Origin of the sequence: Pseudomonas antarctica, assembly GCF_001647715.1 — a bacterium.
Classification (GTDB): Bacteria; Pseudomonadota; Gammaproteobacteria; order Pseudomonadales; family Pseudomonadaceae; genus Aquipseudomonas; species Aquipseudomonas antarctica_A.
Genome location: NZ_CP015600.1, coordinates 208,879 through 232,370, shown reverse-complemented (window position 1 = coordinate 232,370; position 23,492 = coordinate 208,879). Strand labels below are relative to the sequence as shown.

Below are 23,492 nucleotides of genomic sequence, written 5' to 3'. Positions count from 1 at the left end.
GATAGCTCGCCCTATGCGTTTGCCCTATAGCTGGTCCAGCGATAGTCGCCCGGATGAGCAACCATACCGGCTCTGACCGGGTTCATTTCGATATATCGATAGCAAGCTAAAACATAGTTGTCTTGTTGAACCAAACAGGAGCGGAAACGGCCTTCCCACAACGTGCCCGTTCGTTGATATGTTCGATTGACATATTGAACGTAGCGCTGCCCCAGTCCCTTCATAAGCAAGCCAGCCCCTGCGCAGCAGCTGGGAGTCAACAACAAATGAACATGATTTGTCATCAAGCACAATGCGTGAACTTTACAGCCATACAATTCAGCAAGCACGGCTAATGTATCAATGTAAAAAATGTAGTCTTCGTCTGAGTAAGAACACGCAGACCGATTGTTTCCCCGCTGAATAATATGCAACGGGATATCCGGCAGTAAAACCCTAGGACGGCGAGCCATATAAACCCCTAACTGGATAAGAGCTTACAGCTTAGCCGCCCTTCAACAGGCCAACAGAGTGGAATAATTACAAAAAATAAATCACGTTTTTAAAGAGCAACTCTGCTGAACTCTAAAAAACAAAACCCTAAACCGTGGTCTGACCCCTATTTCTTTCTTCAACAAGCCAACAGATTGGAATAATTACAAAAAATAAATCATGTTTTTAAAGAGCAACTCTGCTTAACTCTAAAAAACGAAAAACGTGGTCTGACCCTATTTCCTTATATAAACCGAAGTTTCCAATAGTCATTGCCCGCCACTATCCAGTACCGCTCGCGAGCAGGGATCAAAAAGCTAAAATCAAAGCATTCAGCAGTCCAGTCCGAATAAGCTAGACTTTCATGAACACGCACGTCATCCATATGCATAAAAATTTTTCTATCAAAATTTATGTAGAACTTGGGAAACCTGGAATGAATGATATTGGCCTTTTTAAATAGGGCCGGGGACAAACCCTCGCCGGTTAAAAAATAATGTTCAGTCTTTTCAAAAACTTCATAATCCGCTTCTATAAAATTTTTCAAATCGCTTGAAGTAAGAATTTTTTCACTTGAGTCATCTAGATACTGCGGAAAATTTTCCGAAGTCATTTTCAGAATACCGCCCCTGAAACTTTTGCAAGACTGCTCGTATTGCTCCTGGGTTATATCGCCATCTTCAAGATAGGCGCGATAGTCTTTTTCTGCGTCAAGAGAGAAATTATACTTCTCATCTATCACCCAATAACATCTTCCAGAGTGTACAAAAAAGCAGACACTTCTCTCTCCATTCCAAAGATCATCAAAAACTGTCTGGTTCACCTTCATTGCTTGAACTCCTTGAAAAATTCATCCTGTGTATAAACACGGGCGTTACTCGAGTTCTTTTCGAGTAGCGACTCCCAAATCTTGGGTAGCTCGAGGGAGTAACCGGGCTGGTCTTTGTCTACCCTCTTAGGTGCATCAGGATCCTTCGTCATACCAGCGACAGGCCGCTGAGGGACTACCCTGTCCATAATTTCCTTATGAAGGCCAGCATCAACGTCAAAAACCACTACAGAGCCATCAGGTCGCTTGTTCGTCAAGTAGTACGTAGCGTGATCAGCATTGCCAACACTTACACAAATTTGCCCTGTAAAAATAGGGGTCAGACCCTGAGGGATCCCCGATTTTTCTTACCGAAAATCAAGAAGTTGGAATATTGAAGAGGCCTGCATGAGTCGGCAACTTGGTTTGCACCACACAAAAACAAGAACCCGAACCCATGCAGGCCATCCGATTTTTACACAGAGCGCTCGCTCAAGCACTGCCTTCAATCCATTCTCGCCGCCTGACAACGCTGATGAGTTGTGTCAGTTCGTTACTGCAAGGCCGTCGCCTGACGCTGACAGCGCTGGGACGTTTTATGCCAGGGCAGGCGTATCCAAAACATGCGATCAAGCGAGTGGACCGATTGTTGGGTAATCAACACTTGAGAGCAGAGCGGCCATTGTTCTACTGGGCGATGCTGCGGGCGTTGTTGGGCTCCTTGAAGCACCCTTTAATCTTGGTCGACTGGTCGAGAATTGATGCCTCTGGCGACGCCTTTTTGTTGAGAGCCGCAGTCCCGCTTGCGGGACGCTCGTTTCCTATTTATGAAAGCGTTCATGAGCGCGAGAGTTGCCCCAAATATCAAAGTCGACTGCTCAAAACGTTGGCTGCATTACTACCTGAGGGATGCGTTCCAGTCCTGGTCACTGATGCAGGTTTCCGGCGGCCCTGGATGAAGGCCGTAGCGGCGCAGGGCTGGTATTACGTGGCCCGCATACGAAATCGTGAGCTTTATCGTCGCGAAGAAAATGACTGGCAGCCTGTGAAGAATTTGTACGCTCTGGCCACCTCATCACCTAAGTCGTTAGGCCGTGTCGAGATGACGCGTAGCGCCCCTCACTTCATCGATTTGTACTGCGTCCGCCATTCAGCCAAGGGTCGCAAGCATCAACGCGTCACCGGCTCAATTGCCAGAAGCAAGCTCAGCCGGCAGTCTGCCAGACGTGAGCGTGAACCGTGGTTGCTTGCCAGCAACCTGAAGCAAGAGGAGTGGAATCCAGCAAAAGTCGTGGCGATTTATAAGCGCCGTATGCAGATCGAAGAAGGCTTCCGAGACGTAAAAAGTGAGCACCTGGGATTGGGCCTGAATCTGCATCGAAGCCATTGTCCAAAGCGCATCGAAGTGTTGTTGTTGATTGCCGCTTTGGCCAACTACCTCATCTTCTTAACGGGGTTGCAGGCGCGGGAGAACCAATTGGAGCGGCGCTATCAAAGCAACAGCCTCAAAGAGAGGCGAGTACTTTCATTGTGGCGATTAGGTTTGGAATACTGGCGCAGTTGCACCGATTTTGGTGGCCGGGAACACTTGGAAATATTGGAGCATGCTCTGCGTGATGAGGTGCATCATCAGGCGCAGAGCTTGGAGTAAATTTGTGGGGATCCCTCAGGGTCAGACCACTATTCTTATAACTCATACTTTTTTGGGCGTCCTGACACGCCCTGCGAAACTCTTTGAGAAAATAGGGGTCAGACCACTATTACTACTCGGCTAATGTATCAATGTAAAAAATATAGTCTTCATCTGAATAAAAACATGCAGACCAATTGTTTCCCCGCTGAATAATATACAACGGGATATCCGGCAGTAAAACTCTAGGATGGCGAGCCATATAAACCCCTAACTGGATAAGAGCTTACAGCTTAGCCGCCCTTCAACAAGCCAACAGATTGGAATAATTACAAAAAATAAATCATGTTTTTAAAGAGCAACTCTGCTGAACTCTAAAAAACGAAAAACGTGGTCTGACCCCTATTTCGCCCGGGCTTATAAAGCCTGATAGCTCGCCCTGTGCGTTTGCCCTATAGCTGGTCCAGCAATAGTCGCCCGGATGAGCAACCATACCGGCTCTGACCGGGTTCGTTTCGATATATCGATAGCAAGCTAAAACATAGTTTTCTTGTTGAACCAAACAGGAGCGGAAACAGCCTTCCCACAACGTGCCCGTTCGTTGATATGTTCGATTGACATATTGAACGTAGCGCTGCCCCAGTCCCTTCATAAGCAAGCCAGCCCCTGCGCAGCAGCTGGGAGTCAACAACAAATGAACATGATTTGTCATCAAGCACAATGCGTGAACTTTACAGCCATACAATTCAGCAAGCACGGCTAATGTATCAATGTAAAAAATATAGTCTTCATCTGAATAAAAACACGCATACCGATTGTTTCCCCGCTGAATAATATGCAACGGGATATCCGGCAGTAAAACCCTAGGACGGCGAGCCATATAAACCCCTAACTGGATAAGAGCTTACAGCTTAGCCGCCCTTCAACAGGCCAACAGATTGGAATAATTACAAAAAATAAATCACATTTTTAAAGAGCAACTCTGCTTAACTCTAAAAAACAAAACCGTGGTCTGACCCCTATTTCCCTATTTCTCTACAAGTCCTTTCTCAACCATTTCTAAACGCATAATCATTGTTTAGCCTTTGGCAGTAGTTTTAATTAAGAAAATAGGGGTCAGACCACTATTCTTTTAATGAGGTGTGCCATCAAGCGCAGAGCTTAGGGTAAATTTTTGGGGATCCCTCAGGGTCTGCCCCCTATTTCCCTTCAAACTTGCCGCTTAATTATCAAGGATAAACAAAGTCTATACTAATTTTAACTTCAACTAAATCCAAGGTCACCTCACAGCCACTCCACGCTGGCAGCCCTCCTGTAAGTTTATTCTCAACATACCAACTACGCAGCTCTGTTAAAAGAGCTAAAATATCTGTATTGGCTCGCCCGCCTGCCGTGAACCAGGCAACGTTACCTTGTTTATCAATGTAGTCATACTCATACTCACAGCTATCTAGCTCTTGGGATAGCTGTGCACGCATTATAATTTTACATGCTCCATCGGGAGCAATCTGAAATAAAATACTCCCAATGTCATTGTAGATATCATCATCACTACGCATCAATTTCCACCCGGTGAGTTTTTAAATACAATCTCTTTTGGACGAGCACCGCCTATTGAATACTCCACATTAAAGCTATCTGGCCGAACACTTTTACCAGAATACACAGGCTCAATCTTCACGCTAACCTGTTTGCCCTCCTTAAGTGCGGACGCCCATGTATTCTCCATAGTTTTCCAAGTACCTTTATTCAAGTTTCCATTCATGGGAAGGAGGTTCAATCTCTCCCCAGGTCCGTTGAATATACTAGCAATCAAGTGCCCACCCTCGTCCCCAGTGACACCGCACTTTCCTGCCACACATTGCTGATATGTATTCCGATCATTTTTAGTCAATGAAAGATTTGACTCGACTTTTTCAACGCGGCCCAAGCCATCTGTTTGGAAGGTTTTATTCCCATCGACTTTATATACGGTATTCGGCACAGGATTATTCAGCTCTTTATTCCATGCACCTTTACCACCAGAACTAATCTCGACTTCCCGTAAAACTTGCTCTGTTCCTTTTTCACCAGCCTCCTTTACCGGGTGGGCATACGGCATGCCAGCCTCAGCATCCGGCGAGGAAATCGAGGTGTATGGCGCCTTTGCACCCTGAATCTCATTACTGGCGCTGCTAATCAGCTTCGATGCTTCGCTGATATCGCCCCTGTTCAGAGCTTTGCGTGCCATTTTCAAGGTGCCGGAAATAATCCGTTCACCTGGAATAAGAGATGCTGCTACCTCAAGGTAATCAAGTGCACTCTCAGCCTCCGCTACGCTTTTAACTGTGCCGATAACTGGTACAAAATTTGCGCCTTCTGACAGGGCACCTTTGAGCTCTTCACGCCGCTGAGTATACATCTTGACCGAGCACGCTTGCTCACTCATGCCAGCGCAGTTTTGCTCCTTGTAGTGTTGGTTTTCTGCTTTGACGCGGTCTTCAGCCTGCTGCTCAAGTGTCTTATGTGCGGCTAATGCTTCTGCAATATCACTGAGGGAGTTGTTCTCCACCGCATTGCTTCCCGCCTTTGCCCCAGTAACCGCACCGCCCAGATCACCACCAGCAATCCCCCCAGCCAACCCTGCTGCTAGACCCGAAAGTGCAACAACCGTCTCTCTCTCCTCCTCCGTCAACTCGATTGTATTCTTGCCCGGATACAACTGATGGGCGATGAATTCACCCGTCGCAGCTCCCGCAGCCCCCGCCCCCGCAGAGTTGCCTTGCGCCTGCGCCACCACTGCACCCAATACGGCATGCGCCATGGTGTTGAGTACAGCGTTGTCTCCGGTGGTTTTCCTAATGACTTGCGCCATGTACGGCGCCGACGCGCCCGCAATGGCGGAACCGATATCGCCGCCCACCAACCCTTGCAACGCTGCTGTCACCGCCTGCGCTACACGTGGGTAATTGCCGCCGACCCCGTAGTCCGCCATGATCCGTTGATAAGCGTCAGTGGCAATCAGTTGTTTCTTGTAGGCATCGACGTCCTCTTTTTTGGCATCTTTTCCAGGGTCCTTGATGCCACGCTTATCAAGTTCAGCACGCGCCTCTTTATCAGCATCGATCTGGCCTTGGGTTCGAACGATGTCTACTGCCTGAGTACCAATATCCGCAATCAACTGCACCTGGCGCAGGCGCTTCTGCTCTTTTTCCTTATCAAAGATGGGGCTGATGCTGCCGTTGGCGTGTTCAACATCGTGGCTCAGCGTTGCAACGTCCTGCTGCTGTTTGGCAGGGTCGCGGATGTCGAGGGTACCGTTGGAAATGGCCGATGAGGTGGTGCCGCTGTCACTGTCGCCGTGATTGAATGCGATCAAGCTGCCGGAGGGCATATTGCTGATGAACGCATTGGCGCCATCGCTGCCGCTACCGCTACCGCTACCGCTGCTCACACTGGCGCTCTGCAACTGGCTTGTGTACTCAGCCTTGTTCTTTAAAACGCTCCATCCCAGCGTGCCGGTGCTCAGGCGGTTTTTGTCCGGCGTGGCTGTGCTGCCGATCACGCTACCATCGAGTTGCGTGTGGTTGCCTACGTCAATCTGGTAGCCGCCCTTACCGCCGAACAGGCCGGTTTGCTCCTGCACACTCTGGTATTTGGAGTCGATCTTGCTTTTACTGATGCTCAGGTTTGCACTGCCACCGGTGCCGATGATGGCGAAGCTGACGCCCCCACTTACGTCCGTCTGCTTGGACTTGTAGTTATCGGTGTCTTGCAGACTTTGCAGCGTAAGGTCACGCCCCACAGTAGCGGTAATTTTGTCTGCGCTGACCTGCGCGCCCTTCAGGGCGGTGTCTCGGCCGCTGATCAGGCTGACCTGTTTGCCTGCGTCCAGGGTCGTTTCCGTCCAGGTGGTGCCGGTGCCCTTCTCTTTACCAGTGCCCTTGTTTGCATTGGCGAAAATGCTCAGGCCACTTTCATCTGAGCCCACCCCCAAGCTGATGCCAATCGCACCGCCACTGCTGTTGTTTTTGCCATCCAGTTTTTGATTATTCGCCGCAGCTTCCAGGCGAATATCGCGCTCCGCCGCCAGTTGCATTTCGTTGCCGGCCTGCAGCTTGCTGCCTTGTACATGGATATCACCTGCGGCCCCAGGCGTGCCGTTGCCGTCCGCCACGATGGTGAGGTTGTTGCCGGCCGTCAGGCTGCTGCCCTGGCTGAGTGTCTGCTCCTGGGTCTGTTTGGAATCGGATTTTTGCGAACCCAGGGAGAGGCTGATCCCCACAAACTGCGAAGCATTCCCGCTGTTCATACCGCCATCTTTCTGCGCCGCTTGCCACGCTTGCACGCCCGTCAAACCTGCCTTCACACCTTGCAGCGCCGAGAGACGGCTGTCGTCCTCGTTCTTGGCTTGCTTGGCAGTCCGGTAAGCGGCGTCAACCGCGCTACCCACGGTGCCGGACAACGCCAGGGTCAAACCACTGGTTTTGCTCTTGGAGGTCTGCTCGCTGCGGTTGTTGTTCTCGGAAGCCAGGATGCTGACATTTTGCCCAACCAGGCTGATGTCCTTACCGGCAACCACGTCAGAGCCGCGAATGGTCAGGTCTTTGCCAGCCTGAATATCCACGCTGCCCAGCACACTGCCGATGTTGCTGGCCCGGGTGGTTTCGGTGCTGCTGGTGAAGGTGTTCTGGTTGCTGCTTGAGCCCAACGTCACGCCGATGCCGCCGCTGCTCATCAAGCCCGATTTTTTGGTCGAGGACGAATGGCTTTGTTCAAAGGTTTCCGTTGCCCCATCAATCACCACATTGCGACCGGCAATCAGGCTGGTGGCGTTGGTGGAAACCACGTCGCTGGCGGTAGTGCCGATGTCACGGCCAGCACGCACGACCACGGTATCAGCGCTGATGGAAGAGCCCTGCTGGCTGATCTGGTTACTGCTGTCGATGCGCGTTTTCTGGCTGCTGGACAGCAACCCTTTGCTGGTTTTGGTTTTGCGGTAATAGCTGTAGTCGCTGTCTTGCGCGGCGTTCAGCGCCAGGTCATTGCCTGCGTACAGGTAGGCTTCCTTGCCGGCACTCGCACGGCTGGCGCTGACGACGAGGTCGTTGCCGGCACTCAGGGAGAGGTTCTCACCGGCCACCAACGATGTGCCCACTTGCTGGACGTGGTCTTCCTGGCTGGTGACCTTCTTGGAATTAAACGCCGAATGCTGTTCATTCGCCGCCGACGCCAGGTTCACATTGCCCTTGGCCACCAGCGCCAGATCACGCGTGGCATTGAGCTGGCTGCCGATGGCGCTGATATCCCGCGCAGCCACCACCTGGAAGTCGCGCCCGGCTTCGATCACGGTGCCGTACTGGTTTGCGCTGCTGCTGCGCATGTAGGTGCTGACGGTGTTGGCATTGCGCTGTTCGGCGGTGGCCAGGTTCACATCGCGCCCGGCTTGAACGCCCAGGTCGGCGCCGCTTTTGAAGGCGCCGCCGGTGCTGTTGACGTCGCGCCCGGCTTGCAGGGTGAGGGTGTTGGCGGCTTCGATGCGGGCGGCGTTGTCGACGAAGTCGGTGCGTTCGGTGCGGTAGCCGCTGCTGCTTTGGTGGCTGGTGACGGTGCGTTCGTTGAGCACATCGCCATTCACTGCGCTGACGCTGACGTCGCGCCCGGCGATGATGCCGCCGGCGCGGTTGGTGAGGTTGTTGCCGGCGAGCAGGTCGAGGCGGTTGCCCGCTTGCACGAGGCCGCTGTTGACCATGTTGCGCCCGGCGCTGGCCGCCAGGTTGTTGGTGGCGCGCAGGGTGCCGACGTTGTTGAGGTCGGTGCCGCTGACCAGGTTAAGGTCGCTGCCGGTGATGAGTGCGCCGTTGGGCGCCAGGCGGTTGTTGGCCTGGGCCAGGTACAGCACGGGCACCAGCACTTGCTGGCCGGCGACGGTGGCGTTTTCCATCCACACGATGTCGTGGGTCAGGGCCGCGACTTGCTCAGCGGTGAGGCTCACGCCTACGGCCAGGTTAAGTGCCTGCTTGGTGCCGATGGCGTTGTCCATCAGGTACTTGAACGTCGAGGCGTCGCTGGTCTGGCCATCAATGAAGCGCTGGCCGGTACGGGCGATGACCGCTTGCTGGATCAGGCGCTGTTCATACAGGCCGTCACCCAGGCGCTTTTGTGCCTGGTCCGGGTCGAAGCCCAGTTTGGACAGCATGTAATCAGAGCTTAAAAACTGGCTGAGGTTGGTCAGCAGCGGGTTGGTTTCGATCAGGTATTTCTGTGGGTTGGAGACGAACTGGCTGTCTGGCAGGCCTTGCACGCGGTTGATCACCACGCCGTCGGCCGAGGTGCCGCTGCCGGGTACGACCGGGCCGGTCACCGGCGTGCGGTCGACGCTGCCGCCGCCCAGGGTCCAGCCTTGCGGGCCAGTAGTGGCCGGCGCGCTGGCGCTTTCGCCACTGAGGCGGAACAGCCCGCCTTGGCCAGTAGGCAAGGTGAAGCCGGGCAGGCTCAACGGGTTGATCTGCTGTTGGGCGAGGTCAGGCGGCAGTTGCTGGTTGAGGGTGACCCGGGTCGAGTAACCGGCTGCGCCACTGGCACCGGTGGCGCCGGTAGTGGTTTTGGCGCCCGCACCGATGTAGTTGTAGCCCAGGCGCACCACGCTGTTGTCGATACCGGCTTGCGCCTTGACGTCTACCGCGCCGGCGGCCTGAATCACCGCAGCGTAACGTTGGTCGTCACTGGCGATTTTGGTGACTTTGCCGAACTGGGTGTTCTCTTTCTCCATCAGGCCGACGAAGTTGGCCACGGTGGCTTCCAGGCCGCCGAGGTCATTGGGGTTGTAGCCGGCGCTTTGGTACCAGTATTTGTTGGTGAGTGCAGCGGCGGCGCTGAACCAGCCTTCCGGGTGTTTGGTGCGGGCGGAGGTAAAGAGCCGGTAGGTCTCGGTTTCGCCGGTTTCGATGCCGGTGTTGACCAGGTTGTTCAGGCGCGCGGTGAAGTTGCCACCGGCCGCAATCGAGCTGCTGCTGTTGAGCAGGTCGCCGCCCGCCAGGGTCATGTTACCGCCCGAGGTGATGCTCGAACCGGCGCTGGCGGCGGTCACTTCCAGTTTGTCGCGGGTCACCAGTTCCCACACGTAGTTGCGCGGTGTGCCACCGGCGTGGCAGTCACCGGCGTTGACGTACTCGATGCACGTGCCTAGGGTGGCGGAGGCGGTGTAGACACCTGCGTCGTTGACGGTGAGTACCGCCCGTTCATTTTTGATCGAATTGGCGGACAGGCTGAGGTTGCCGTCACTCTGGATCGTCGACGAACTGTTGAGGATGCTGCTGGCCAGGCCGCCCTTGCCGTCGCGGTCGACGCTCAGGTTGCCCATGCTGTAGAGGTCGGCGTAGCTGTTGTTCAGCGCATCGACACGCAGGCTCATGTCGCCGCCGCTGAAGATCAGGCCGTGGTCGTTGAGCAAGGCGCCGGTGGTGGCGACCAGTCGTTGGCCACTGCCCAGGGTCGCGTAGTTGTTGAGCGTGCCCGCGTTGAGCAACAGGTCGGTGGCGGCGGTGATGCGCCCGCGGTTGTTGAGCGTGCCGCCGATGTTGGCGGTGGTGACGCCGCCGCCGGCAATGCTTGCCGTGTCGCTGAGGGTGGCTTGGGCCGCGCTGAGGTTGAGGTTGCCCAGGCTGCTGATGCGCCCGGTACTGTTCAATGCGCCGCTCAAGGTCAGGTCGAGTGTGCCGTCGCTGGCAATCAGGCCATGGGTGGTCCAGTTGGCGCCATTGCCGACAAAGCGTCGGGCGCCGAGCAATTGGCCGGTGGCGGTCTGGTCGAGGCTGTCGACATTGACCGTGAGTTGCCCGGCCTGGATCACACTGCTGTTGGTCCAGTTGCCCTGGGTGATGGTCAAGTCGCCACGGGTGACCAGGCTGCCGCCCACGTCGTTGAGGTTGGCGGGTGCAATGCCGAAATTGCCGGTGCCCACGTGCAGTACATTGCCGCCCAGGTTCTGGAAGCTGCCGGCGTTGAGGGTCAGGTCGTTGTTGGCGGTTTCCACCACACCGTTGCGGTTGTCGAACAAGCCGCCGATGGCAAATTCGGTGGTGCCCGCCGTGCCCAGCGCACGCAGGCGCCCGGTCTGGTTATCGAGGCTGGCGGCGCGCACCTTGAGGGTGGTTTCGCTTTCGATGATGCCCAGGCGGTTGTTGAGCGCCCCGCTCAGGTCCAGGTCGATGTGTTGGCCGGCAATCTGGCCGTCGTTGTCGCCGCTGTTATCAAAGTCATGCCCGACCACACGCATCAGGCCTTTGGCATAGAGCCCGCCGTTGCGGTTGTCGAAATTGCCGGTAGTGACCAGCGCGTTGCCGCCCTGCGCCGCGATGCGCCCGCCATAGTTATCCACGCTGCCGGCTTGCAGGTTGAGGCTTTGCCCCTGCATCACGCCGCCCTGGCGGTTGTTGTTGAGGTCGTAACCGTTGCGCAGCACGCCGACCACTTGGGTTTGCAGTGCGGCCTTGAGGCTGGCGAGGGTGCCGCCACGGTTGTCGAGGCTGGCTGCGTTGACACTCAGGTCGCCCGCCTGGGCGATCAGTTTGCCGCTCTGGTTATCCAGCGTATCGGCCACGTCGACGCGCATGCCGCCCTGGCTTTGCACGGTGCCTTTGCCATTGTCCACGCGGTTGGCCGTGAGGCTGAGGTCGGCGTTCTGGCTGTAGATCAAGCCATCGTTGCCGTTCTGCACCAGGCCGCTGGCGGTGAGGCTCAAGCGGTCGTTGGCGGCCAGCGTGCCACGGTTGCGGTTGTCCAGGCCGCCAGTCAGCAGGGTCAACAGGCCCTGGCTGGCAATCTGGCCGCCCTGGTTGTTGATCTGCGCCGCGCGGCTGATCAGCAGCGGGCCGCCGCTGGCCAACTTGCCATTGGTGTTGGTCAGCGTCGCCAACAGGTCGAGGCTGGTGGCGGTGCCGCCGCTGATGCTGCCGGCGCTGTTGTCCAGGTTTTGCGCATTCAGGGTCAGGGCTGCGCCGCTGTCGATCACGCCGCCTTGGGCGTTATTCAGCAAACCGCCCACGGTGAGGCGCTGGCCCGATGCGCTGGAGAGAACGCCTTTGTTGCTGTTGTCCAATTCGCCGGCGCTGACGTACAGCGCCTTTTGGCTGACCAGTGCACCGCCCGCGCTGTTGAGCAGGCTGGCGGTCAGCGTGGCATTGAGGTCGCCGTAACGGCTCGACAAGGTGCCGCTGTTGCGGTTGTCGAGGTTCGCGCCGCTGACGGTGAGGCCCTGCCAGCCGGACATCAGGCCATTCTGGTTGATCAGGTTTTCGGCATTGAGCACCAGCAGGTTATTGCTGATCAGCTTGCCGTTGCTGTTGTTCAACGTGCGACCGCTGAGGTTCAGGGTTTGCGCGCTGGAGAGTTCGCCGCCCTGGTTGCTGAGGTCGCGCAGGTGGTTGATGGTCAGGTTGCCGGCGGTGGTGATCAGGCCACCGGTGTTGTTCAGGTCGCCAGTGGCAGTGCCGAAGTCGAGGGCAATCGCGCTGCCCAGCAGTGAGCCGTTCTGGTTGTCCAGCTCGGCGCTGTTGAGCGTCAAGGCGTTGCTGGCGTTGAGCAGGCCCTGGTCGCGGTTGGCGAGGCGGCCAGCCACGTTGAGTACGGTGTCGCCACGGCTGGTGAGCGTGCCACCGCTGTTGTCGAGGTCGGTGGCCTGCGCATCGACCGAGGCGGCGGCAATCAGGCCTTTGACGTTGGCCAGGGCCTGGCCGATGCGCAGGGTCAGCGCGGCGTTGCTCAGCAATTTGCCGCGGCTGTTGTCGAGGTTGTCGGCGGTGAGTGTGAACGCCTGGCTGCTGGAGATCTCGCCGCCCTGGTTATGCACGTTCTTGAGGTTGTTGAGCATCAACAGCGGTGCGTTGATCAGGCCGTTCTGGTTGTTGAACTCGCCCCGGTTGAGGTCCAGGGTCAGGGCCTCGGCGCTGGTGATCTGGCCGCCTTGCTGGTTGTTCAGGTCGGCGGTGCCGAGGGACAGGGCCTGGCGCGCGCTCAGGGTGCCGTTCTGGCTGTTGTCGACGCTGGCGGCGTTGAGGATCAGGCTGCCGTCGGTGACCAGGCGCCCGCCTCGGTTGTCCAGCGCGCCAAGGGTGCTGAGGGTCAGCGGGCCGGCGCTGGACAGCGTACCGGCGTTGTTGGCCAGGGTGCGCGCCGAGATGCTCAGCAGCCCTTCGCTGCTGATCAGGCCCTGGTTGCGGTTGAGCAACTGATCGATATTCAGGGCTGCGCCGCCACCGGCAACCACCAGCCCGCCATCGCTGTTATCCAGTTGTGTAGCCGTCACCAGCACGCCCGAACGGCTGGACAGCTCGCCGTTGCGGTTGTCGATATTGACGACATTGGCCTGCACACCGCCGATACCGGCGACCAAGCCTTTCTGGCGGTTGTCGAGGCTGTTACCGGCCACGTTGACGACGCCCTGGCTGGTGACCAGGCCGCCCTGGTTGTTGAGGCTGCCGACGTTGAGGCTCAAGGCCTTGCCCGCCGTGATCAGGCCCGCAACGTTGTCGAGGGTGGCGACCGTCAGCGCTGCGGTGTCGAGGCTTGAGACTTCACCGCCCTGGTTGTGCAATTCACCGACCACCGCCGTCAGCGGCCCGTCGCTGGTGACCAGCCCACCTTGGGTGTTCTGCAGGCGATCTGCGGTAATAGCCAAGCCATTATTGCTGAGGATGCGACCTTTGCTCTGGTTGTCGACCGAGGCGGCGGTTATCTGGGTGCGCTGTTTGGCGCCCAGTGTGCCGCCCTGGTTATTCAGGGCTTGGGCATCCACGCTCAACGTGCGGCTGGCGATGACACTCGCGCCGGTGTTGTTGACGGCCTTGCCGCGCAGGCTCACATCGCCTGCTGCGTTGCGGGTGTTATCGGTGTTGACGCCGGCTTCGATGATGTCGCCGTTGGTCAAGGTGCCACCGGCGGACAGCGCAATGCGGTCACGGGCGGCCAGGCTTTGGCGGTTGGTGAGATCGCCCTGGGTGTTCACGTTCAGGGCTGTACCGGCATATACCGGCCCTTTGGCGTCCAGGCTTGCGGCGTTGACGTTGACCGCACCGCTGGCGGCAGCTTGCGCCATGCTCAAATGCCCATTGGCATCGAGCTGGATATCGCCGCCACTGGCCGCCAGCGTGCCGTCGAGCTTCACGCCCACACCGGCTTCGGTGCCCACCAGTTTGATCGCGCCGGCGTACATGCCGCCCAGGGCGGTGGAGTCGATGGCCAGCTCGGGTTTGGTGCTGCCGTCGTCGGCGCGCGGGGTGGCGTTGAGGGTTTTTGCATCAACGTCGTTGCGCCCGGCGATCACCGCCAGTTCGCGGGCGTTGATCTGTGCGTTGATCTTGGCGGTACGGGTGATGATTTCGAAGCGGTCGACGTTGCTGGCGTTCAGGCCCTGGCCGTCGATGGTCACGGCGCCGCCGTCAACCTGGTAGCGCTGCAACTGGCCGCTCGCGTCGAGCACCGGTTTACCGGTGGTCAGGGTCACGTTAGGCGTGTTGATAAAGCCGCAGCCGCTGCAGGTGATGCCGTACGGGTTGGCGACGATGACTTTGGCCGACTGCCCCGCCACTTCGGTGTAACCGCGCAACTGGCTCGGGCTGCCGCCGTTGACTTCGTTGAGGATGACGCTGGCGGCGCCGCCCTTGAGGTTCGGGTTGCCGACGATGTAGCCGCCGAGCTGGGTGTTTTGCACCGCGCCGGTGGCGTTGTTGAGGATCACGCCGTTGGGGCCGACGTTGTAGTCCTTGAACTGGTTGTGGGACAAGCCACTGCCATTGGGCGCGGCGATGTTCACCACCGGCACGCCGTTGCCGGCCTGGCCGACGCTGGTGGCCGGGTTGCTCACCACAATGCCTTCGGCCTGGGCCAGCAACGGCTGCCAGAACAGCGCGTTGACCAGGATCAGCACCAGGCCGCGCTTGGGCAGGCCGAAGAACGCGTCGCGGCGCTTCAGGGCAGCAGAAGGTTGGCGGGCCAAAAAGGCAAAGTGGCGAACATCCATGGTCAAATTCTCGTTGCAGCTGGGCGTTGAATTACAGGAAGAAATCCATGCGGAAGTAGATCGGCGCTTCGCGCTCCGTCACGACTCCCGGTCTTTCTAACGAGTGGGCAAATGTCACGCTGGTGCTGACGTATTTGCCACGGGCGAACAGTTCCACGGAGTTGCTCGAGACGCGGCCGTGGTTGTCGCCGTTGTAACGGTCGTTGCGGATCACGCCCTGGTCGTAACCGAGGCTGGTGCCGTATTCGGCGAAGGCCGGGCGCAGCCATTCCAGGGTGACCGGGCGGGCCCAGCGCACTTCATTGCGCCAGTAGCCACCGCTGTCGCCGGACAGCTGCTGATCCTTGAAACCGCGTACCGACGACGAGCCGCCAAGGCTGATGCGTTGCGGCGAGAACAGCACGTCTTCACTGCGTTGCCCGGTGGCCAGGCTGGTGAAGCTGAACGACTCGCCCCACAGACGAAACGGCTGCAAATAGCTGACGGTGGCGGTGTATTTGCGGTAATCCGGGGTAGGCGTGAGGTTGCCGTACTGATCGCGATGCTGGTCGTCACGCTGAGCGTCAAAGGCGCCGATGCCGTTCTGCACACCCAGGTCGACGTTGACGAAAGCACTGCCGATGCGCCGGCCGTGGTTGATGCCAAACTGTAGTTCGCTGATGCGATTACTGCTGACTTCGAGGTGGGCGTCGTTGACGTAGTTGTTGGTGCGCAGGTGAGCCACACCCACGTTGACCGAGGTCTTGCTGACGTCATCGCGGTGGATCACGCGTTCGGCGCGCAGTTGGTGGTTCTGGTTGTCGCCCGACTGTTTGAACTTGAAGGTGTCGGTCTGGCCGAGGGCGCGGTAATCGCTCTCGCTGTAGGTGTACGTGAAGTTCCACCAGCCCCACGGCACGTTGTAGTAGAGCATGGTGTTTTTCGAGGTTTTCTGGTGGTCGCTGATGGCGTCGTGGCCGCCGCGCAGCACCAGTTGGTCGGCCAGGCCGAGCGGGCTGTCCCACTCCAGGCCCGCGCCCCATTGCTGTTCGCCGGTGCTGCGTTGCCCGTCGTTATTGCGCGACAGGCTGGCGCGCCAAGGCTTCTGTGGGGTGTTCTTGACCACCACGTCGCTGCCGCCAACCTGGCTGCCGGGGGTCAGTTCCATTTGCGCTTGCTTGGACGGCAGGCGGTTGAGCTGGTCCACCAGTTGCTCGACTTCACGCAGGTTCAGCGCCTCACCAACCTTGCCGGGAAACGCCATGGCCAGTTCGCGGTCGGTCACGGTGCTGCCTTCGGCGCTGCGCAACGCTTCGAGTTTGCCCTCGACCACCAGCACTTGCAGGTGGCCGCTGCCGAGGTCTTGTTGCGGCAAGTAGGCGCGGCTGGTGACGCGACCTTTGGCGATGTAATAGTCGGTGATGACCTTGAGCAGTTCATTGAGCTGCGAGACGCCCAGGCATTGGCCGACATAGGGTTTGAGCAAGAGCGTACGGTCGCCGGCGGGCAGGCTGTCGGCGCCTTTGAGTTCGATGTCCTTGATCGGGAAGCAACGGGTGTCGGCAGGCGTGGCCGGTGCCTGGGGCTTGGCCTCTTTGCCGGGCAAGTCCTGCAGTTCTTGCAGGCGACGGCTTTGCTCTTCGAGCAGACGGTTTTGCCGGTCGCGGATCAAGTCCTGATCCCCTGGCGTGGGAGCGGCCGTGGCAGTGTTCAGGCTCAAGCAGGTGAGCAGGAAAGTGCACAGCAAATACCGAGTCCGTGGCAATAACAAAGACATGTTCGATCCATCGAAAATCAAGGGGCGGCAAACTAACATCGAACTCGCGCCGGCCCAAGAAACTGGGACAGTTGCACATTCGCCAACATTAGTTAGGCAACACTTTGATTAATAACAATAAAGAATTATCAAAAAGAGCTTGAGCCTGTCGTTGAAACTTTTTATTCCGACAAGCGGCAACTGTTTTGATAGTCATTCGGCAAAGAAGTGACAAGCGGCCATTATTTAGCCATCAACTGCTTTCCGAGTTAGCTTAGTGCGGGGGAATACAGAAAAGTTCGCGGGAGTTTTGTGAATTGGATCCCATTTATCGGAATTCCAAGCGACGCCGGCGGAATGTGGGAGCTGGCTTGCCTGCGATGGCGGCGTGTCAGGTATTTACTGGTTGTTGGCCCACCGCTATCGCAGGCAAGCCAGCTCCCACATGGGTCTTGGGTGCTTTGGAATTTCTAGCCCGCGCCTTTGTCTTTTTCTGCGCCGGGCACCAGGCTCAGGCCCGGGCGCTCCACGTCGCGCGAAACATGGGCCTTCACGTCCTCCACACCGCCGTCTTCGTCATTGTGGATCACCAGCACACCCGGCTTGCGAAACTGCTCCAGGTGGCCGTCGCCCAGGTTGAAACTTTCACTCAGGCTCTTGTCGCTGAGCGCATTGGCCTCGGCGCGACGCTGGGCGAACTTGCGCCCGCGACGTTGTTGATAGCGCGCCCAACTGATCAGGATCAACGCATTGAACAAGGCGATCCACAGGTAGATCTGCAAGGTGTTGAGCGCGGCAAAAATCGGCGCTTCAATGCGTGGGCCGCCATGGGTTTCCAGCATCGCAGTAATCCCGCGCGCCAACAGCCAAACCAGCCCGCCCCACGCCAATAGCGTGAGCAGCACATCGATGATCCACATCAGGGTGTTCTGGCGAGTTCTGACCAGTTTCATGATCACGCCTCCTCTTCACTGGGTTTGATGCCGCGATCCGGGCTGACCCAACGCGCACGCTTCTGATGCTGGTTAAACAGCACCTTGGGAAAGCTGACCAGGGTGGTGAGCAGGCTGATCAGCCAGAACACCATCGGGTACCACACGGTCCAGAACAGGCTTTTCCACAGGTCTTTCTCATAGCGCCGGTCGATCAGGATGCTCACCGCAAACTGCAACAGGCAGACCATCGCCAGCACCAGGCCGGTAAAGGCCGGTGGCACCAGGGAGTCGACGGCGATCGCCTGTGGCAGCACCACGAATTTGCCCACGCCCCAGAAAATCACCGAGAGCAGGAAGGTGAAGGCCCAACCGGTGGACAGGCAGTATTCGAACAGCAGCGGCCACAGGTAGCGATGGCGCCATTGCCAGATGCCACGGATGTTCTTGAACAGCACCTCGGCACCGCCCTGGGCCCAGCGCAGGCGTTGTTTCCACAGGCCGCCGACGGTTTCGGGCATCAGGATCCAGCACAGGGCGCGGGGCTCGTAGAAGATCGCCCAGTGGTCGAGTTGCAGCTTCCAACTGACATCGATGTCCTCGGTGATCATGTCGGTGCTCCAGTAGTCGATGCGGTCCAGGGCTTTCTTGCGAAACGCCACCACCACACCGGACACCGTGAAGATCCGGCCGAACACGCGCTGGGTACGCTTGATCAAACCGATGATCGAAGAGAACTCGCCCACCTGCACCCGGCCGATCAAGGTTGAGCGCGTGCGGATGCGTGGGTTGCCGGTCACGGCGCCCAGGCGCGGGTTGTCGAGCATCGGCGCGACCATATACGCCGCCGCGTTTTTATCGAGCAAGGCATCGCCGTCGATGCACACCAGGTACTCACTGCGCGCGGCCACGGCGCCCATGCGCAGGGCCACCGCCTTGCCCTGGTTCTGCGCCAGGTGTAGCACCCGCAGGCGTGGGTGTTGCAAGGCCAGGGCGTCGAGCACCGCGGCGGTGTTGTCCTTGGAGCCGTCGTTGACGGCGATGACTTCGATATTCGGGTACAGCTGGTTCAGGGCCGCATGAATGGTGTCGGCGGCGTTATCGCCCTCGTTGTAGCAAGGGATGATGATCGAGATCAGCGGGTTGCCGGCCAGGGTTGGTGCTGGCGTGTCTTCCTTCCACGGCCAGTGACGCTCCCAGTGCAGCCAGAAATACAGGCCGCCGGCGATCCACAGTGCCGACATGAACAACGGGTAGAAAAACACGAAGTCCATCAGGAACTGCCCGGTGACCAGGAAAATCAGGCCAAGGGGCACGCCCAACACCAACGCCAACACGAATAAAGCCAGGATTCTGTCGAACATGGTCAAGGGTTCCATTGGTTGGAAAGGGCCGGACGTACTGTCTTCAGGTCCGGTGAGTTTTCCAGGAAGTTATCCGGGTAGTAGCCAAAGCTCCTGACCCCCTGGCGTTTGAGCACCCCCATCCATTCAGCCATCTGCGCGCCGCTGATATCGGGCGCCTCTTTGGTCCGCCAGTCTTTGGCTTGCAATTCGAACACGGTGCGCTGCAAGGCGTCGGGACGTGCCTTGACCGTGGCCACCAGCTTTTCCAGCCAGGCATTGGAGTTCTTCAGCGTCTCGCCTTCCATCAGCGGCATGGCCATCGGCGCGGTCCAGTCGTAGGTCTGGAGGAAGTCATCGAGGTTCTGCGCGAACCAGGCTTCGCTGCCAGGGTTGAGCATCGGCTCGGCGAAGATGTTGCGCGCGGTCTGCACCTGCGGCCCGCGAATGGCGCGGACTTTACCGGCCAGCTCCTGGGTGAAGTCGATCAGGTAGCGGCTCTTGAAGCGTGTCCAGCGCTGCATCACGGCCGGCTCGGCGCGCAATGCGCCAATGCTGCTCGGCAGGCCGTTGGCGGCATAGGCTTTGAGCGCGGCCGGGCTTGCGTCTTCGAAGTCCGAGAAGAGTGCGTCGTCGTGGAACAGCACGCCATCGATGGCGGTGTTGCGCGCCAGGTCTTCGTAGATCTCACCGATCTGCTGGCGCACCTTGGGATCAAACGGTGACAGGCGCTTGTACTGGTCGGGGTCGATGCCGACCTGGCCGGTCTGCGGGTCCCAACGGGTAACGCGTGGCAACGCCGGGTCGAGGGCAAAGCTCAGCACCGGCATCCAGGCGAAGATGTTCACGTGGCCACGGGTGCGCAGTTGCCAGGTCACGCGGTTGAACAGGTCGCGGCGCACCGGCAGGTGGCGGTTGGGGAAGTACAGCGAGTGCACCAGGCCATCGCCCTTGGGGTCGGCGAAGGCTTGCAGGAACACGGTGCTGGCGCCCATGTCGACTACGCGCTGGATCAACTGGTCGAGGTTGCGCGCCTCTTGGGCCGGGTCGGGGTCATAGACATTATCCAGGTCGACGTGCAGCACGCGCATCGAGGTCTTGGCCTGGGTGCCGACAATCGCATTGGCGTAGTGCTCGCCATCCGGGTCGGATGCCACCAGGAAACGCGGGCTGCTCTTGAGGTTGGCGAGGTCGTCGAGGCCATCGTCCAGGGTCAAAGCCATCTGGTAGCCCTGTTCACCCACCACGGCCAACGAAGTGCCATCGGCCGCGCCGTAAGGCCACACCCACACGCGCGGAGCCTTGCCGGTGACGGCCCGCAGTTTGTTGGAAATGGCGGTTACGTCGGCGCGCATCCGCGCCTGGAACTGGGCTTCGGTTTCGTATTTGCCGGTGGCGGCATCGTATCGACGTGTCGCGGCGGCCGGCTCCAGGTTGCCCTGCGGGTTGGCCAGAATGCCCATGTGGCTGGCGTCGGTATGGGCGGCGATTTCCACCAGGTTCGATTTGGAAACTTCGCGCACTTGCTCCCAGGTCAGGAAGTCGGAACGGGCGCGCGGCGTGCCGGCAAAATCCACCGGTTTGTTCAAGGGCGTGTCGATCCAATACCCGACCGGCGCCAGGATTACCGGCCAGTTATAGGCACGCAAAATCGGCATCACACGGGTATAGAAGCTTGAGTAACCATCGTCGAAGCTGAGCATGATGGCTTTGGGCGGCAGCTCACGCCCGCCACTGCGTGCCGCCAGGATCTGGTCGACACTGACCGCCTGGTAACCGTTTTCGCGCAGCCAGGCCAACTGGTCGATCAAACGCTCGGTGCGCACCGCCACCACGGCCTGATCAGGGTCGCGATCTTCGACGTCGTGGTAGGCGATGCCCAGGAAGTGGTTTTTCGGCCACGGCGCTTCGCGTGCCGGTATCGGCCGCTCGGCGGGGGGAGTATAGGGCGCGGGTTGCTGGGCGCAGGCACCGGCCAGCAATACACCCAGGACCAACAAGCAACGGCTGAGGACAGTCATGGTCAGGCTCTTTTAGAAACGGTAAATGAGGTCGACGAGCAGGCGCAGATCGCGTTCGCGAACGCCGTCGTAAGGTCGGCTGATCAGGCTCAGGTTGGCGCCGGCTTCGAGTACGTCGTTCCAGCGAACGCGTTGGCCGTAGCCGATCAAACCAACGCCACCGGTGGAATAATCCCGCTGGCTGTACGTACCTGCACCGACCTGGAACTGCTGACTCCACTGGGTCTCGTAGCGGTGATAGAGCACATGGTTGACCGTGACGGTGGGCAACACGCTGAAGTCCGATTTCGGGTTGAAATACACCACGTCTTCCTTCGAGTTGCGGCTGGCACCGACCTCCAGGCCCAAGTCCACTTGCACGTGCGGCGAGCTGTAGATGCCCTCGCGCCCGGTCAGCAACGCTTCGAGCCGGTTGTTGCCGTCGCTGAAACGGGACGGGCTGAGGGACAGTTTCCATTCGCGGCTTTCATTCGCACGCCAGCGGATAAACCCGCTGCCGCCGTTGGCCGTGACATCGGCATTCAAGGCCCGCAGCGGCGTGCTGGCCAGGAGGTAGCCGAGGCTGCCGCCGTACTGCCAGTTGTCGTTGATATCGCGGGCAATCGACACGCTTGCGCCTTGTTTGGAGCCATAGCCGTAGGAATGGTTGGAGACTTCGGCTTGCAGGGTCATGTCGCGGGTACGCTGCTCCACGCCGACGCGCTGCCAGCGGTGCTGGCCGGTACCTTCGGTAAAGTCGGCGGTGGCATAACCGGCTCCGGCGAAGACCCGCCAGTCTTCGTCGATGGGCGGGCTGTAGAGCACGCTTTCGATGCCCCAATCACGGCTACCGGCGACCGCGCCGACGTCGCCGTTATTGCCCCCGCCATAGCTTTTACCGGTGTAGGCCTCAACGCGCAGTTCAGCCATGTCGTGCACATCGCGCAGACGGCTGAGGCGCTGAACCTGGCGGCTGTCCGGGTTGCGGGCCAGCACGTCATCGGTCAGCGCGTCCATTTGGCGCCATTCCTGAAGGTCCATGGCGGTGTAGGCCTGGGACACTTCCAGGCCGATATCACGCGGGACCTGGGTTTCGGTTTCCTTGAGGGCGCCTTCGGCCCGGCGCGGCCAATCACGGGCGCGATACATGTCAGCCTGGGCCAGGCGCAGGCCGACGTTACCCGGGGCTTTTTGCACCAGTGCCTCAAGGCCGGTTTCACTGCCCGGCAGGTCACCTCCGTAGGTGCCGGCCTGGGCCGCCAGCTGTTGCGCGTCCATCCAACTGTCGTTGGGGTTGCCGATGGGCAAGCCCTTGAGTTCGACGCGAGGTTTCTGAGTGGTGGCCAGGCTGTTGGCGACGTCGCGCGCTTCCATCACTTTGTCGCTTTCGAGCAGGGCGTAGAACAACGCGGTGCTGTCTTCGACGTGATCGCCAGGGTCGGCATCCGGCGCAGTCAGCACACTGCGATACAACGGCTCGGCTTTTTCCGGCTGGCGCTGGTCGAGGTAAGACGCGGCGACCCAACGCACGGCGTAGGTCGGCAATTGCACGCCTTCACCAGTGAGGGTTTCGTACTCGCGTATCACATCGGCGGTGCGTGCCCGCGCCTTGAGGGCGCCCAGGCGGTCGATGCGCCAGCGCACCACGTCGTCATGGGCGCTGGCGTCCGGGGTCCAGCGCGCGAGCAGTTTGTCGTAATCGTTGAGGGCGCGGTCGGCGACCACGTAGCGTTCTTTTTCGGTACGCGTGGCGAACTCGGCCATACGCACACGCTCGGCGGCGAGGTCGCCTTCCAGGCGGCGCTGGGTGACCGCGTCCAGCACGCCCGGATGTTTGGCCGACAGGCGCAGAGCGGGCTCCGGCAAGCGAGCCTTTTGCAGGGCGACGATGTATTCGCGGACCACTTCGGGCTTATCACCGGCGCGGATGAAGGCTTGGTCGAATTCGAACAGCGCGTCGTAGTTCAAGCCCGCGCGCGTCAGTGCATAGCCCAGGGCCATGCGGCGGTTCGGATCATCGGGTTGCGCCGCCACCAGCGCGCGCAAGCGTTGCACCGCCTCGGTAGCTTGACCACCGTCGGCCTGGGTCAGGGCCTGGCCCAGTTGCAGGTCGATATTTTTCGGTTCACGCAGCAATGCCTGCTGATAGACCGCCAAGGCCTGCGGCCACTGCTTTTGATTGCGATACGTGCGCGCGACCGTGGCCAGGGCTTGGGTGGTGAGGTTACGATTTTTGCCCTGAGCCTCGTACACCTTGAGCACTTCAGTGTCTTGACCGGCCCAACCGGCAATCACCAGGTGATCACTGATCTGGCCGGGTGTCTGGCGTTCGGCAGGCAGTTGGCGCAATTGGGTAAGGGCGGGCGTGAAGTTGCCGTTACGCGCCTGGATGATCAGGGCATCGTAGGCCGGGTCGGCCAACGCGAGGCTGGGCATCAGCAGTTGGCTGCACAAGGCGGCCCCGATGAGCAGTCGCAACCGGCCTGAAGCACTGATGGGTAGGTTTCGCAGCATATCGTGAGCTTCCTTACACAAGGAAAGCTGTAACGATAGGTGGTCCTGAGCAAAACGCATC

Annotated in this window: 11 protein-coding genes; 1 reads left to right on the top strand and 10 read right to left on the bottom strand. The window is 58.9% G+C overall.

Annotated features, from left to right (window positions below; genetic code table 11):
• Positions 1-11 precede the first annotated feature (11 nt).
• Both A7J50_RS31800 and A7J50_RS00870 read right to left on the bottom strand, forming a co-directional pair.
• Complete coding sequence (locus A7J50_RS31800) at positions 12-452, bottom strand: transposase (RefSeq protein ID WP_237140873.1); 441 nt, start codon at positions 450-452, stop codon at positions 12-14.
• A 263-nt stretch (positions 453-715) separates the two neighbouring features.
• Positions 716-1,300: a hypothetical protein gene (locus A7J50_RS00870; protein WP_064450126.1), complete on the bottom strand. Its 585-nt coding sequence runs from the start codon at positions 1,298-1,300 to the stop codon at positions 716-718.
• Between the two features lie 436 nt (positions 1,301-1,736).
• Between A7J50_RS00870 and A7J50_RS00860 the strand changes: the two genes are divergently transcribed.
• A complete protein-coding gene (locus tag A7J50_RS00860) occupies positions 1,737-2,930 on the top strand; it encodes an IS4 family transposase (RefSeq protein WP_064450124.1) in 1,194 nt (397 codons plus the stop codon).
• Positions 2,931-3,252: 322 nt separating this feature from the next.
• Here the strand turns inward: A7J50_RS00860 and A7J50_RS30285 are convergent, their stop codons facing one another.
• From A7J50_RS30285 to pgaA, 8 genes are all read right to left on the bottom strand, one after another.
• Complete coding sequence (locus A7J50_RS30285; protein WP_237140872.1) at positions 3,253-3,789, bottom strand: transposase; 537 nt, start codon at positions 3,787-3,789, stop codon at positions 3,253-3,255.
• A gap of 349 nt (positions 3,790-4,138) precedes the next feature.
• Positions 4,139-4,468: a hypothetical protein gene (locus tag A7J50_RS00855; RefSeq protein WP_017135223.1), complete on the bottom strand. Its 330-nt coding sequence runs from the start codon at positions 4,466-4,468 to the stop codon at positions 4,139-4,141.
• Positions 4,468-14,907 (bottom strand): hemagglutinin repeat-containing protein, encoded by a 10,440-nt coding sequence (locus A7J50_RS31795; RefSeq protein ID WP_064450123.1) that lies wholly within the window; start codon positions 14,905-14,907, stop codon positions 4,468-4,470. Before A7J50_RS31795 ends, A7J50_RS00855 begins: the two co-directional genes overlap by 1 nt.
• A gap of 31 nt (positions 14,908-14,938) precedes the next feature.
• Positions 14,939-16,663, bottom strand: a complete 1,725-nt coding sequence (locus A7J50_RS00845) for a ShlB/FhaC/HecB family hemolysin secretion/activation protein (protein WP_064450122.1) — start codon at positions 16,661-16,663, stop codon at positions 14,939-14,941.
• Between the two features lie 449 nt (positions 16,664-17,112).
• Positions 17,113-17,595 carry a poly-beta-1,6-N-acetyl-D-glucosamine biosynthesis protein PgaD gene (gene pgaD, locus A7J50_RS00840; protein WP_064450121.1) on the bottom strand — a complete coding sequence of 161 codons (483 nt, stop codon included), beginning with the start codon at positions 17,593-17,595 and terminating at the stop codon, positions 17,113-17,115.
• Positions 17,596-17,597: 2 nt separating this feature from the next.
• A complete protein-coding gene (gene pgaC / locus A7J50_RS00835) occupies positions 17,598-18,938 on the bottom strand; it encodes a poly-beta-1,6-N-acetyl-D-glucosamine synthase (RefSeq protein ID WP_064450120.1) in 1,341 nt (446 codons plus the stop codon).
• A 2-nt stretch (positions 18,939-18,940) separates the two neighbouring features.
• Positions 18,941-20,938 (bottom strand): poly-beta-1,6-N-acetyl-D-glucosamine N-deacetylase PgaB, encoded by a 1,998-nt coding sequence (pgaB, locus tag A7J50_RS00830; protein ID WP_064450119.1) that lies wholly within the window; start codon positions 20,936-20,938, stop codon positions 18,941-18,943.
• 12 nt (positions 20,939-20,950) lie between these two features.
• The gene (pgaA, locus tag A7J50_RS00825; protein WP_064450118.1) at positions 20,951-23,431 is read right to left on the bottom strand and encodes a poly-beta-1,6 N-acetyl-D-glucosamine export porin PgaA; all 2,481 of its coding nucleotides are present in this window, start codon (positions 23,429-23,431) and stop codon (positions 20,951-20,953) included.
• Positions 23,432-23,492 lie beyond the last annotated feature (61 nt).